Genomic DNA, 13,095 nt, shown 5'->3' with positions numbered 1-13,095 from the left:
CACGGCCGTCGGGGGTCAGCCCCGGTCGGGGGCGGCGATCTCCCGCAGCTGGCCGTCGGCCAGCCGCAACCAGCGCCGCACGCCGATCTCGGCGAGGAACCGTTCGTCGTGGCTGACCACCACGAACGCCCCCTGGTACGCGGACAGCGCGCTCTCCAACTGCCCGACGCTCACCAGGTCCAGGTTGTTCGTCGGCTCGTCGAGCAGCAGCAGTTGCGGTGCCGGCTCGGCGCAGAGCACGCAGGCGAGGGTGGCGCGCAGCCGTTCGCCGCCGGAGAGCACCCCGACGGGCAGGTTCACCCGCGAGCCCCGGAACAGGAACCGGGCGAGCAGGTTCATCCGTCGCGCGTCCGGCAGGCTCGGCGCGTACGCGGCGAAATTCTCCGCGACCGTGCGGTCGAGGTCCAGCAGGTCCAGCCGCTGCGACAGGTACGCGATCCGCCCGTCCGCCCGCCGGATCTCGCCGCCGGCCGGTTCGAGGTCACCGTTGACGAGGCGCAGCAGTGTCGACTTGCCGGCACCGTTCGCCCCGGTGAGCGCGATCCGCTCCGGTCCCCGGATCACCAGGTCGGCGCCGTCGCCGCCGAACAGGTCCCGGTCGTCGAAGCGGGCCCGCATCCCCGTACCGGAGAAGACCGTGCGACCACTCGGGACGGTGGTGTCCGGCAGGTCGACGGTGATCCGGTCCTCCTCGCGGAGCGCCCGGCCGGCCTCGTCGAGTCGCGACCTGGCCTGCCCGAGCCGGTTGGAGTGCGTCTCCTGCGCCCTGCCGGCCGACTCCTGCGCGCTGCGCTTGAGGCCGCCGGCGACGATCCGGGCCAGCCCGGCGTTCTTCAGGTTCTTGGAGGCGTTGCTGGCCCGCCGGTCGGCGCGCTCGCGGGCCTGCTGCATCTCCCGCTTCTCCCGCTTGACCTCCTGCTCGGCGTTGCGCAGGTTGCTCTCGGCCACCTCCCGCGCGGCCTGCACCGCCTCGGTGTACGCGGTGAAGGTGCCGCCGTACCAGGTGATCTCGCCTCGTTCCAGCTCGGCGATGCGGTCCATCCGGTCCAGCAGTTCCCGGTCGTGGCTGACCAGCAGCAGGCATCCCGACCAGTCGGTGAGGACGTCGTAGAGCTTGTGCCGGGCATCCAGGTCGAGGTTGTTGGTCGGCTCGTCGAGCAGCAGCACGTCCGGGCGTCGGAGCAGTTGCGCCGCCAGGCCCAGGGAGATCGCCTGGCCGCCACTGAGGGTGTGCAGCGGGCGATCGAGCGACAGCTCGCCCAGGCCGAGCCGGTCCAGTTCGGCGTGGGTGCGCTCCTCGATGTCCCAGTCGTCGCCGATGGTGGCGAAGTGTTCCTCGCTGGCGTCGCCCGCCTCGATGGCGTGCAGCGCCGCGACCCGCTCGGCGACGCCGAGCACCTGCGCCACGGCCAGGTCGCCGGCCAGCGGCAGCGTCTGCGGCAGGTAGCCGAGCAAACCGTCGACGGTGATGCTGCCGCCGCTGGGCCGCAGCTCACCGGCGATCAGCCGCAGCAGCGTGCTCTTGCCGGCGCCGTTGGGCGCGACCAGGCCGGTGCGACCGCCGGGGACGGTGAAGGACAGGTCCGAGAAGACAGGGGTGTCGTCCGGCCAGGAGAAGGACAGGTTCGAGCAGACGATGAACGCGTCAGACATGCGAGTGACCTCAAGGGTGGGGTGGGCGCGCCGAGGCTGCCCGACGACAACGGGAACCGGGTGGAACGACACATGGCCACGCCAGCTGCGCGGACGCGCGCCGAACGGTGGCCGAACACATCCGGTCTCACCCGGAGATGTCGTCGTCACCCGCCATGTCTGGTCTCCCTGGTCGTGCCACAAACCCAACTCGGCCAAGTCTAACAACGGATCTTCACCCCGCCACCGAGTTCCCGCCCCCGACCACCACCCATCGCGACGGCGCCTCGCGCCCATCGTCAAGATCCACGCAACATCAGGGATGTTGGTGTCTCACGCGTTTGTGAGGCAACAACGACAGGGAAGTTGCTCGGATCTTGACGATGGGCGGTAGGAGAGGGTGGTTTGGTCAGCGGGGCCGGTATTCCACCTCGGGGCGGCCGGGGGTGCCGTAGCGGGGGGTGCGGACGGCCCGGTCGACTGTCACCAGGTACTCCAGGTAGCGGCGGGCCGTTACCCGGGAGATGCCGGTCGCCGCGCTCACCTCGGTCGCCGACAGTCCCGCCTGCGCGTCAGTGCCGTCGGTCAGGGCGGCGCGTACCCGGTTGAGGGTCTGCGCGTCGAGCCCCTTGGGCAGGGAGTGCCCGGCGGTGCCGCGCAGGGTGGCGAACATCCGGTCCACGTCGTGCTGCGCGGCCACCTCACCGTCGGCGAGGGCCTGCGCGCGGTAGTCCGCGTAGCGCTCCAGCTTGTCGCGGAACGCGGCGAACGTGAACGGTTTGAGCAGGTAGTGGGTCACCCCGAGGGACACCGCGGTGCGCACCACCGCGAGGTCCCGCGCGGACGTCACCGCCAGCACGTCGACGCTGCTGCCGGCGGCCCGCAACGCCCGGCAGACGTCCAGGCCGTGCAGGTCGGGCAGCCGAAAATCCAGGAGTACGAGGTCCACGTCGCCGCCGTCGTTGGCGCGCAGGGCCGCCATCGCCGCCCGCGCCGTGTGTGCCACCCCGGCGACCACGAAACCGGGAACCCGTTCGGTGTACGCGGAATGTGCCTCGGCCAGCAGCGGTTCGTCCTCGACGACGAGCACCCGGATGGCGGTCACCGTCGTTCACCTCCACCGGGCAGGCGGACGGTGAACAGGCTGCCGCCGTCGTCCGAGCGGCCCACGTCGTAGCTGCCCCCGTGCCGGCGTACCACCTGCCCGACGAGCGCCAGGCCGAGGCCGCGACCTGTGCTCTTGGTGGACCAGCCGCGCCGGAACGCGTCGGCCACCCGTTCCGGGGCCAGCCCGGGGCCGCTGTCGGCGACCCGCACCACCAGTTCGTCGTCGACCGCGCCGACGAAGACGCGTACCCGGCGGGGCGCCGGCGTGCCGGCCACCGCCTCGAGCGCGTTGTCGACCAGGTTGCCGACCACGGTGAGCAGGTCGCCGCTGGGCAGTGGGCTGTCGTCGAGGCGGCAGTCCGGTTCGATGACCAGGTCCACTCCGCGCTCGCCGGCCTGCGCGGACTTGCCGAGCAGCAGCGCCGCCAGGGCCGGCTCGGTGACCGCGCCGACCACCCGGTCGGTCAGCTGCTGGGCGAGGGCCAGGTCGCGGGTGCCGAGCCGTACGGCCTCCTCGGTGCGGCCCAGCTCGACAAGGGTCAGCACGGTGTGCAGCCGGTTGGCCGACTCGTGGGTCTGCGCCTGCAACGCCTCGGTGAGCGCCCGTACCGAATCCAGCTCGCTGGCCAGGGTGCGCAGCTCGGTCTGGTCACGCAAAGTCAGGACGGTGCCGAGCGTCGCGCCCTCGAAGCGGGTGGTCCGCTGGTTGGCGACAAGCACCCGGTCACCGGCGAGGACTGGTTCGTCGCGGGCGTCACGACCGGAGCCGAGCAGGTCGGCGACGGCGGGCGGCAGGTCGATCCCGGCGGCCGGCTGGTCGATCACCGGCGCGTCCGCGTCCAGCCCCAGCAGCCGGCGGCCCTCGTCGTTGATCAGGGCGATCCGCCGGTCGGTGGTCAGCACCACGAGACCCTCGCGCACCGAGTGCAGGACCGCGTCGTAGTACTCGTACATGCGGGTCATCTGCGCCGGTCCCAGACCGTGCGTCTGGCGTCGCAGTCGCCGGCTGAGCAGCCAGGAACCGGTCGCGGCGAGGGCGAGCGCCGGTGCGGCGACACCCAGCAGCACAGGCAACTGGCCGAGCAGCTTACGGTCGATCGCGCGGGTGGTGATGCCCACCGAGACCAGGCCGACGATGCGCTGCCGCTCGTCGTACACCGGGACGACCGCGCGCACCGACTCGCCGAGCGTGCCGACGTTGGTGGTGGTGAACGGTCGGCCGGCCAGGGCGGGTCCGATCTCCCCGACGAACGGCTTGCCGATCAGGTTCCGGGTGGGGTGCGAGAAACGGGTGCGGTCGGGGGCCATCACCACCACGAAGTCGGTGCCCGTCGCGAGTCGGGTCGATTCGGCGTACGGCTGGAGGATGCTGGCCGGGTCGGCGGTCGTGAGGGCCGCGCGGACGTCGGGGGAGCCGGCCACTGTCTGCGCCACCGACAGCACCTCCTCCTGCGCCGCCTGGCGGGAGTCGCTGCGGGCCAGCCACACGGCACCGGCCGCGCCGGCCAGCACGAGCAGCGTCACCACCATCGCCTGAAGGGCGAAGAGTTGCCCCGCGATGCTCCACTGGCGTCGGGCCACCTCCACCACCTCCTGGGGTTTTCGCGGTGAACAGAATGACCGCAAGGCTGTCAACGGGTGAGACGCGCTTCACATTGTCGACATGGACACCACCGCAGCCACCACCACAGCGGAGCCGTCGGCTCGCCGGGACCGTACCCGTTACCTGTATCTGGCCGTCATCGTGGCGGTGCTCGCCGGCATCGTGGTCGGCCTGGTCGCCCCCGATTTCGGCAAGGAACTCAAGCCGATCGGCACCGGCTTCGTCAACCTGATCAAGATGATGATCAGCCCGGTCATCTTCTGCACAATCGTGCTCGGCGTCGGCTCCGTCCGGCAGGCCGCGAAGGTCGGCAAGGTCGGCGGCCTGGCCCTCGGCTACTTCCTGACCATGTCGACTGTCGCGCTCGCCATCGGCCTGGTCGTCGGCAACCTCATCCACCCCGGCTCCGGCCTGAACCTCGGCCAGGACCTGGCCGGCGCCGGCAAGGCAGCCGCGGGCGACGAGGCCGGCGGGACCGTGGAATTCCTGCTCGGCATCATCCCGACGACGCTGTTCTCCGCGCTCACCGAGGGCGAGGTGCTCCAGACGCTGCTGGTCGCGCTGCTTGTCGGCTTCGCCGTGCAGGCGATGGGCCGGCGGGGTGAGCCGGTGCTCGGGGCCATCGCCGTCATCCAGCGGGTCGTCTTCAAGGTCCTCGCCATGATCATGTGGCTGGCGCCGATCGGCGCGTTCGGCGCGATGGCGGCCGTGGTCGGCGCAACAGGCGTGGACGCCCTCAAGAGCCTCGCCCAGATCATGGTGGGCTTCTACGCCACCTGCCTGATCTTCGTGCTTGTGGTCCTGGGTGCGCTGCTCTGGTTCATCGCCAGGATCTCGATCTTCTCGCTGCTGCGCTACCTGGGCCGGGAGTTCCTGCTGATCCTCTCCACCTCGTCGTCCGAGTCGGCGCTGCCGCGACTGATCGCCAAGATGGAGCACTTCGGCGTCAGCAAGCCCGTCGTCGGGATCACGGTGCCGACCGGGTACTCGTTCAACCTCGACGGCACGGCGATCTACCTGACCATGGCGTCGCTGTTCATCGCCGACGCGCTGGGCAAGCCGCTCGCCGTCGGGGAGCAGATCTCGCTGCTGCTGTTCATGGTCATCGCCTCGAAGGGCGCGGCGGGCGTCACCGGCGCCGGGCTGGCCACGCTCGCCGGCGGGCTCCAGTCGCACCGCCCGGACCTCGTCGACGGGGTCGGGCTGATCGTCGGCATCGACCGGTTCATGTCCGAGGCCCGGGCGTTGACGAACTTCGCCGGCAACGCCGTGGCGACAGTGCTCGTCGGCACCTGGACCGGCGAGTTCGACAGGGACCGGGCGGCGGGCGTGCTGCGCGGCGACGACCCGTTCGACGAGGCGACCATGCTCGACGAACACGACGACGAGGGCGAGACGCCGGCGCGGCGGTCCGACGACGAGAAGGCGACGGTGGTGCCTGCCTGACCGAATCGGCTCCGGCTCGGCGATGTCGGGGTGACCCCGCCTCCAGGGCACCCCGATGTCGCCGAACTCGTGTCGATCACTGTGGACGTGCCGGCTCACGACTCCACAGCAGGAGGTGGAAGGGGTCCTCGCCGCAGGTGAGCCAGGTGCCGTCCCCGAGTGCCATCGGGCTCTCCGACACGGGCACCGGGTACTCCACCCGACCGAGCACCTCGCCCCGCGTCGCGTCGACCAGCCAGTGCCGCTGGCGGCCGTACTCCTCGTCATCGTCCTCGGCGGCGCTCGCGATCACCGTGCCCTCGTCCACGAAGCCGCACAGATAGTCCCAGTAGGGCTCCTCCGCCAGGTCCGACGCCTGCCGCGGGTGAAGCTGATCGGCGGCGACCTCGTGCAGCACCGCCCCGTCAGGGAGCCGATGGACCGCCAGATCGTCCTGCTGGTGCGCGACCGTGAGGAGCAGATCCCCGGACGGGCTGACGTCGATGAGGCAGCGGTCGTCGTCGCCGATGGACGTGACCGTCAACCGCACGCCGTCCCACCGCCCCCACCGCAGCGGGACACCGTCCTGGCCCTCGCCGATGCTGAGGCCCATCTGGCCCGGGTCAGGGTGGGGTACGTGGTGCGAGCCCGCGGCCGCGGTGCCGGTCGGGACCCGCCCCAGGATCCGGCCGTCGATGGCGTCGACGACGAGCCATCCCTCGTCGTACGCCGGTTCGGCGTCGTCCGGCAGCGGGGTGCGCACGTGCGCCCAGACCGTGGAGCCGTCCGCGCTGATCGCGCACGAGCCCTGATCCGGGTGGCGGTGCTCGCCGTCGCCCGCGTACTCCTCGTAGGACTCGTGCAGGGACATGCAGTGCGAGACCCAGCACGCGTGCCGTATCTGCCACCGCGGCGCGCCCGTCGCGTCGACCGCGTGCAGCGCGTGCGAACCGCTGAAGACCGCCACGTCGAGGTCGGGACTCACCGCGTCGACCCCGCCCGCCCAGCGCGGCCACGGCGCGGGAAACCGCGCGGCGGGAGTGTCGTCACCGGCGACGAGACGGTCGAGGTCGTACGCCGACAGCTCGTCATCCCGGCGGATCACGATGAGCCGGCGATGCGGCCACCGTTGGACGGCCGGAGTGTCAGCGGTGCTGGCCGTACCGGGTACGCGAGGGGCGTTCGACGGAACTCGGAACGACGTCACGAGGCGAGGGGTGAAGCGCACCGGAGCATCCTGCCAGGATTGCCGCGAAACGGCTCGTGGCCGCTGGGCCGCATGGAAAATAAGGGATCGGGGAGGGGTGCGGCGACGAACCCGGGGGAGCAGGCGTGCGCGCAACGAGCCTCCTGGGCCGGCTTCGCCGCCGTGACCCCGGGGACGCCGTCCTGCGGCGCGCGGCCCGGCTGACCCTCGTCGCGTCGGTGGTGTTCTACGCCTGCCGGTACGGGGCGGGTAGTCCGATGCTCGCCACGTACGGCCTGTTCGGAACGATCGCGGCCGGCTCGTTCGCTCAGCTGCCCGGTCCGGCGCCGCAGCGGGCGCGGATCCTCGTCACGTCGCTGCCCGTGGTGTGGGCGTTGGTCGCGGCGGGTTCGCTGTTGGCGTGGAGCACGTGGGCGGCGGCCGGCGGGATGCTGGTGATCGGGTTCGTCGTGGCGTTCGCGGGAGTCGGCAATCCACGCCTGGTGGGGTGGGCCAGCGCGTTCCAACTGTTCTACATCCTGGCGTCCTTCCCGCCGTACCAGCCGGACACCCTGCCGCAGCGCCTCGGCGGCGTCACCCTCGCCATCGTGCTGCTCGCCGCCGCCGAGGTGTTCCTCTGGCCCGATCCGGTGCCGGTCTCGTACCGGCAGCGGCTCGCCGAGGCGGCGGACGGCGTCGCGGCGTTCCTCGACGCCGCCGCCGAGACACTGGCCGACCCGCACGCCGGTCCCGGTGGTCGCGAGGCCCGGCGCCAGCGGGCGTACGACGTGGTCGCCGCTCTCGACCTGGCCCGCAACCCTCCGGCGTGGGCGCCCACGGCGGCGGGTGCCCAGGACCGGGCACTGCGGATCTGCGCGGCGGCGTTACGGGAGGTGCTCGCCGAGGCGGATCGCCTGGCGGCGGACGCCCCACCGGAGCCGATCCCGGATCTCGCCGCGGCGGGACTGCTGCGCTCGGGCGCCGCCACGACCCGCGCCGCCGGCCGCAGCCTGTCCCCGGGCGCGCCGCCGGTCGACCTCGACGACCTGGATGTCGCCATCGGGCGGGCCGAGGCGGCGTACGCCGGGGGTCGGGACGCGCCGGACGTACCCCGCCTGTGTCGGGACGCGACGGCCCTGGCCCTCGCCGACCAGGTGCGGGTCTTCGCCGTCGGCGCCCGGGTGGCCACCGGGTCGCGGGCCGACGGCGCGGACGACCCTTCGGGGCTGTTCGAGTTCGCGCGGCACAGTCCGTGGACGTTGTACTGGAGGCAGTTCCGCTCCCACCTCGCCCCCCGATCGGCCCACCTGCACAGTTCGCTGCGGCTGGCCGTGGCGCTGGCCGTCGCCCGGGTGGCGGCGGGGCTCCTGCAGCTCACCCACGGCTTCTGGGTGCTGCTGGCCACCCTCACCGTCCTGCGCACCTCCGCGGCGGACACCCGCACGGCTCTGCGGCCCGCGCTGCTGGGCACCGTCGCCGGCGCCGCCGTCAGTGGCCTGGTGATGCTTGTCGTCGAGGAGCCGGTCGTCTACGCCGTCGTCCTGCCGGTGACCCTGATCCTGGCCTTCGGTGTCGGTCGCCTGCTGGGGCCGGTCTGGCAGCAGGCGCTGTTCACGGTGCTGCTGACTGTCGTGTTCGCCCAGCTCAGCCCGGAAGGGTGGCGGCTCGCCGAGGTTCGCCTGGTCGACGTCCTGCTCGGCGCGGTGGTAGGTGTGCTCGCCGGGGTGGCGATGTGGCCGCGCGGCGCGGGTCACGACCTGCGACGCAACGCCGCCCGCCTCCTGGTGTCCAGCGGGGACGCGGTCGAGCGGACCGTCCAGGCGGTGCTCGGCGGCCCCGACCACCCCGGCCGGGCCATCGACCAGATCCGTCGACGGATGGTCCTTGTCGATTCGTCGTACTGTCAGTTCCACTCTGAGCGGCACGACCCGCGTCGACAGCAGGTGAGCTGGGATGTCGTCCTCGGCGCCGGGCACCGCGTGGTGCCGGGCGTCGAGTCGCTGCTGCGCCGCAACCCGCCCGGCTGCCTCGCCGGCTGGCCCGCCGCGGCGGCCCTGCTGCGGGACACCGCCGGGCACCTGCATTCGGCGTACGACGACCTCGCCGACGACGTGGCGCACGGCCGGACGGCGGCACCCCTGCCCGTTCCGAGCGACTGTGTGGACGAGCTGAACCGCGTCCGACCGCTGCTCGGCACGGCCGACCCCGCCTCGGTGCGGCATCTCGTGGAGGTGGACCGGTGGCTCGCTGGCCTCGCCGACACCCTCGCCCGGATCCGCCCGCCCGTCGACCGGGAGGTCAGCCGGGGCGGGAGAGCGTGAGGGGCCGAGGTGGGCCGAAGGGGTGCTCGTGAGCGGTATACCTCAGAGTCATATTCATGCCGCAGAGTCATAACGCTCATCGGGGCTGCCGCACCCGAGCCCCGACCGGCGGGCGCGGTGCTCGGCGGCGCGCCACAGGCCGCCCGTCGCCGATTGGCCGTGCCGCCGCGAGGCGATGCCGCCTAGCGTCGATGGCATGCAGATCGCGCAGGCGCAGCAGTTGTGGAAGCCGGAGCCCGGCTGGTTGAACACCGCCTCCTACGGGCTGCCGCCCGAGCCGGCCTGGACGGCGTTGCAGGAGGCCCTGTCCGACTGGCGCGTGGGCAGCAGGTCGTGGGAGGGCTGGGACGACTCGGTGCGGCGTTCCCGTACCGCGTTCGCCGGTCTGATCGGCGTGCCGGACACCGACGTGGCGGTCGGCGCCACCGTCTCCCAGATGCTCGCGCCTGTCGCGGCGGCGCTGCCGGCCGGGGCGACAGTGGTGGTGCCCGAGGTCGAGTTCACCTCCAACCTGTTCCCCTGGCTGGTGCAGGAGGAGCGGGGTGTCACGGTCCGCACGGTGCCGGCGGACCGGCTGGTCGACGCGATCGACGCCGACACCGACCTGGTCGCGTTCAGCCTGGTGCAGTCCGCCGACGGGTCGGTCGCCGCGTACGACGAGATCGTGGCCGCCGCCCGCGCGCACGGCGCGCTGGTGGTGGTCGACGCGACCCAGGCGTGCGGGTGGTTGCCGTTCGACGGGAGCCTCGCCGACGTGGTGGCGGTGGGTGGCTACAAGTGGCTGATGAATCCGCGCGGCACCGCGTACGCCTATCTGGCCCCGGCGTTGCGCGACCGTCTGCGCCCGGACGCGGCCGGCTGGTACGCGGGCCGCGACCCGCACGCCTCCTACTACGGCCCGCCGCTGCGGCTGGCCGACGACGCCCGCCGGTTCGACATCTCACCGGCCTGGTTCAGCTGGGTCGGTGCGGCTCCCGCCATGGAACTGGTCGCCCAGATCGGTGTGCCGGCGATCCGGGAGCACAACGTGGCGCTGGCCAACCGGTTCCTGACCGGGCTGGGCCGGCCGCCGGGGGACAGCGCCATCGTCGCCGTCGACATGCCCGACGCGGAGCAGCGCCTGGAGGCGGCGGGCATCCGGGCGGCCGTGCGCGCCGGACGGGTCCGCGCCTCGTTCCACGTCTACTCCACCGAAGCGGATGTGGACGCGGCCCTGGCGGCGTTGACCGGCTGACCCCGGTACGGAGGGCGGCCGAGCACGGACCGGCCGCCCTCCGTGCGGTCAGGAGCAGCGGTCGAAGGTCGCAGCGGCGTAGGAGAGCGGCTGCCACTCCAGATTGATGCCGATGCTCATGTCCCACCGACCGTCAGCGAGGCGGCCGAAGTGGACGATCTCGCTGCCGGCGCCGTCGTAGTAGTACCAACCCTCGCCCTCGTACACACCGAGCCGGGTGGCCGCCTTGGCCAGGGTTCTCGGGCCGACGACGCCGTCGGCGACGAGACCCCGGGCGGTCTGCCACTTCTTCGTGGCGGCAGTCGTCACCGGCCCGAACTGGCAGTCGACGTCCGAGTAGGCGAGGTAACCGTCCGCCCACAGGATCATCTGCCACATGGCGACCACGTTGCTGTACGAGCGGGTCGACGCGGAGATCGGACCCTCGTCGTTCCAGTCGTCGGTCCAGGTGCCGGAACCCGCGACGTAACCCTGGCTGACGCTCGCGGACGCCGGTACGGCCGCGACGGCGACGGCACCGAACGTGGCCACGACCATCGCCAGCGCAGCAGCCTTGATTCGTAGGTGCATGAGCGTTCCCCCTCTGATCCCTGGGTAGGTGTCAGTGGGGTAGATGGCCGGCGGACCTATTTTGTTCACGACCGACGGACATCACATATCAGGCCAGGTGGCCACCGATCTTCGTGTACCCGCGCAGCAGGTCACGGGAGATGATCAGCCGCTGCATCTCGTCGGTGCCCTCGAAGATGCGGTACAGCCGGACCTGCCGGTACCAGCGCTCGATGGGCAGCTCCCGGGTGTAGCCCATGCCGCCGTGGATCTGGAGCACCCGGTCGACCACCCGGTTGACCATCCCGGCGCCGTAGAGCTTGCCCATCGACGAGGCGTGCCGGGGGTCCATGCCCTGGTCGACGGTCCACGCCGAGCGCAGCACCAGCCAGCGGGCCGCCTCCAGCTCGGTCTCCGAGTCGGCGATCATCCACTGGATGGCCTGGTTGGTGCCGATCTTGGTGCCGAAGGTCTCCCGGGTGTTGGCGTACTCGATCGCCATCTGGAGCACCCGCTCGGCGATGCCGATGGCGTGCGACGGGATGGTGTAGCGGCCCTTGCCGATCCACTCCATGCCCAGCGTGAAGCCCTGCCCGATCTCGCCGAGGATGTTGCGGTGCGGCACGCGTACGCCGTCGAAGATCAGCGACGCGGGCCCGCCCTCGCCCATGGTCTGGATGAACTCCGAACGCCAGCCCATCGACCTGTCCACCAGGAACGCGGTCGCGCCGCCGTTGCGGGCGCCCTTCTCCCGGTCGGTCACCGCGACCACGATGGCGAAGTCGGCGTCGTGGCCGCCGGTGATGAAGGTCTTCTCGCCGTCGAGGACCCAGTCGTCGCCGTCACGGCGGGCCGACAGCCGGATGTTCGCCGCGTCGGAGCCCGCGCCCGGCTCCGTGATCGCGAAGCAGGACCGCCGCTCGCCCTCGATGGTCGGGATGAGGAACTCGCGCTTCTGCTCCTCGGTGGCGTGGAACAGGATGTTGTCCGCCTCGCCGCCGAAGCGGAACGGCACGAACGTGCGGCCCAGCTCCGTCCAGATCAGCGACTGCAGGACGGCCGGCAGGTTCATCCCGCCGTACTCCTCGGGGGTGGCCAGGCCCCAGAAGCCGAACTTGCGCGCCTTGAGTTGCAGCTCGCGCACCTCGGAGTGGTCCAGGCCCGGCTGGTGCGCCCGCTCCCGGCGGAGCACCTCCGCCTCCAGGGGCATCACCTCGCGCTGGATGAACGACCGGACGGTGTCCCGTACCGCCCGCTCCTCGTCGGTAAGCGAAAAGTCCACGTTGGTCCTCCTGGCGTCGGTGCGGCCGGTCACCCTTAAACTAGCGGTGTAAGTTTTGCCGCGTCCAGACCTGGCCGCCGCGACCGCGAGGAGCGCAGTGCCCCGACCCCGCCAGCCCCGGCTCACCCGGCAGCTCATCGTCGACACCGCCACCGCGCTCATCGACGCCGAGGGGCTGCCGGCGTTCTCCACCCGCCGGCTCGCCGCCGAGCTGGGCGTCCGCGGCCCCTCGCTGTACAACCACTTCGCCACCAAGGACGAGATCCTCGACGCGGTCGCCGACACGGTCACCGGGGCCGTCGACACCAGCGGCTTCGCCAGCCGGGACTGGGTCGCCGCCCTGCGCGACTGGGCCTGGTCGTACCGGCGGGCGCTCACCGCGCACCCGAACATCGTGCCGTACCTGGCCCAGGGTCCCGGACGACGGCCGGCCGCCCTCGCCATGGCCGACGCGGTCTACGGCGGCCTGGTCCGCGCCGGCTGGCCGCCCGCGCGGGCCACCCACATCGGCGCGGCGCTGCGCTACTTCGTGGCCGGGTCGGCGCTCGGCTCCTTCGCCCGCGGGTTCGTCGAGGACCCCGAGCTGTACGCGGCGCACTACCCGCACCTGCGCGACGCGCACCGGCTCGCCGAGCACCAGCAGAGCGTCGACGAGGGCGCGTTCGCGCTCGGCCTGGACGCCCTGCTGCACGGCCTCACCGCCGAGTACGTTCGCACCGCCGGCCCGGTGGAGTCCACCCGGCCGAGCGGGTAGCG

General features: G+C 72.2%; 10 protein-coding genes. 4 read left to right on the top strand and 6 right to left on the bottom strand.

Going from position 1 to position 13,095, the window contains the following annotated elements; genetic code table 11:
• Positions 1–15 precede the first annotated feature (15 nt).
• The 3 genes from abc-f to ACZ6N8_RS11380 all read right to left on the bottom strand — a co-directional run bounded on the left by abc-f (position 16) and on the right by ACZ6N8_RS11380 (position 4,320).
• Positions 16–1,653 (bottom strand): ribosomal protection-like ABC-F family protein, encoded by a 1,638-nt coding sequence (gene abc-f / locus ACZ6N8_RS11390; RefSeq protein ID WP_466009333.1) that lies wholly within the window; start codon positions 1,651–1,653, stop codon positions 16–18.
• Between the two features lie 388 nt (positions 1,654–2,041).
• Positions 2,042–2,737, bottom strand: a complete 696-nt coding sequence (locus ACZ6N8_RS11385; protein WP_466009332.1) for a response regulator — start codon at positions 2,735–2,737, stop codon at positions 2,042–2,044.
• Positions 2,734–4,320, bottom strand: a complete 1,587-nt coding sequence (locus tag ACZ6N8_RS11380; protein WP_466009330.1) for an ATP-binding protein — start codon at positions 4,318–4,320, stop codon at positions 2,734–2,736. Before ACZ6N8_RS11380 ends, ACZ6N8_RS11385 begins: the two co-directional genes overlap by 4 nt.
• Before the next feature lie 82 nt (positions 4,321–4,402).
• Here ACZ6N8_RS11380 and ACZ6N8_RS11375 point away from each other — a divergent pair, with 82 nt between their 5' ends.
• Positions 4,403–5,788: a cation:dicarboxylate symporter family transporter gene (locus tag ACZ6N8_RS11375; protein ID WP_466009328.1), complete on the top strand. Its 1,386-nt coding sequence runs from the start codon at positions 4,403–4,405 to the stop codon at positions 5,786–5,788.
• Between the two features lie 76 nt (positions 5,789–5,864).
• Here ACZ6N8_RS11375 and ACZ6N8_RS11370 read toward each other — a convergent pair whose 3' ends face one another.
• Complete coding sequence (locus tag ACZ6N8_RS11370) at positions 5,865–6,872, bottom strand: hypothetical protein (RefSeq protein ID WP_466009326.1); 1,008 nt, start codon at positions 6,870–6,872, stop codon at positions 5,865–5,867.
• Positions 6,873–7,099: 227 nt separating this feature from the next.
• Here ACZ6N8_RS11370 and ACZ6N8_RS11365 point away from each other — a divergent pair, with 227 nt between their 5' ends.
• Positions 7,100–9,274: an FUSC family protein gene (locus ACZ6N8_RS11365; RefSeq protein WP_466009324.1), complete on the top strand. Its 2,175-nt coding sequence runs from the start codon at positions 7,100–7,102 to the stop codon at positions 9,272–9,274.
• 196 nt (positions 9,275–9,470) lie between these two features.
• Positions 9,471–10,508, top strand: a complete 1,038-nt coding sequence (locus ACZ6N8_RS11360) for an aminotransferase class V-fold PLP-dependent enzyme (RefSeq protein ID WP_466009323.1) — start codon at positions 9,471–9,473, stop codon at positions 10,506–10,508.
• Between the two features lie 48 nt (positions 10,509–10,556).
• Here the strand turns inward: ACZ6N8_RS11360 and ACZ6N8_RS11355 are convergent, their stop codons facing one another.
• Positions 10,557–11,078, bottom strand: coding sequence for a peptidoglycan-binding domain-containing protein (locus ACZ6N8_RS11355; RefSeq protein WP_466009322.1), 522 nt, complete (start codon positions 11,076–11,078; stop codon positions 10,557–10,559).
• Positions 11,079–11,166: 88 nt separating this feature from the next.
• Positions 11,167–12,339 (bottom strand): acyl-CoA dehydrogenase family protein, encoded by a 1,173-nt coding sequence (locus ACZ6N8_RS11350; RefSeq protein ID WP_466009320.1) that lies wholly within the window; start codon positions 12,337–12,339, stop codon positions 11,167–11,169.
• A gap of 97 nt (positions 12,340–12,436) precedes the next feature.
• Between ACZ6N8_RS11350 and ACZ6N8_RS11345 the strand changes: the two genes are divergently transcribed.
• A complete protein-coding gene (locus tag ACZ6N8_RS11345; protein WP_466009318.1) occupies positions 12,437–13,093 on the top strand; it encodes a TetR/AcrR family transcriptional regulator in 657 nt (218 codons plus the stop codon).
• Positions 13,094–13,095 lie beyond the last annotated feature (2 nt).

This window comes from Micromonospora sp. NPDC047521, from assembly GCF_055587305.1.
This window is presented reverse-complemented; position numbering and strand designations above follow the sequence as displayed.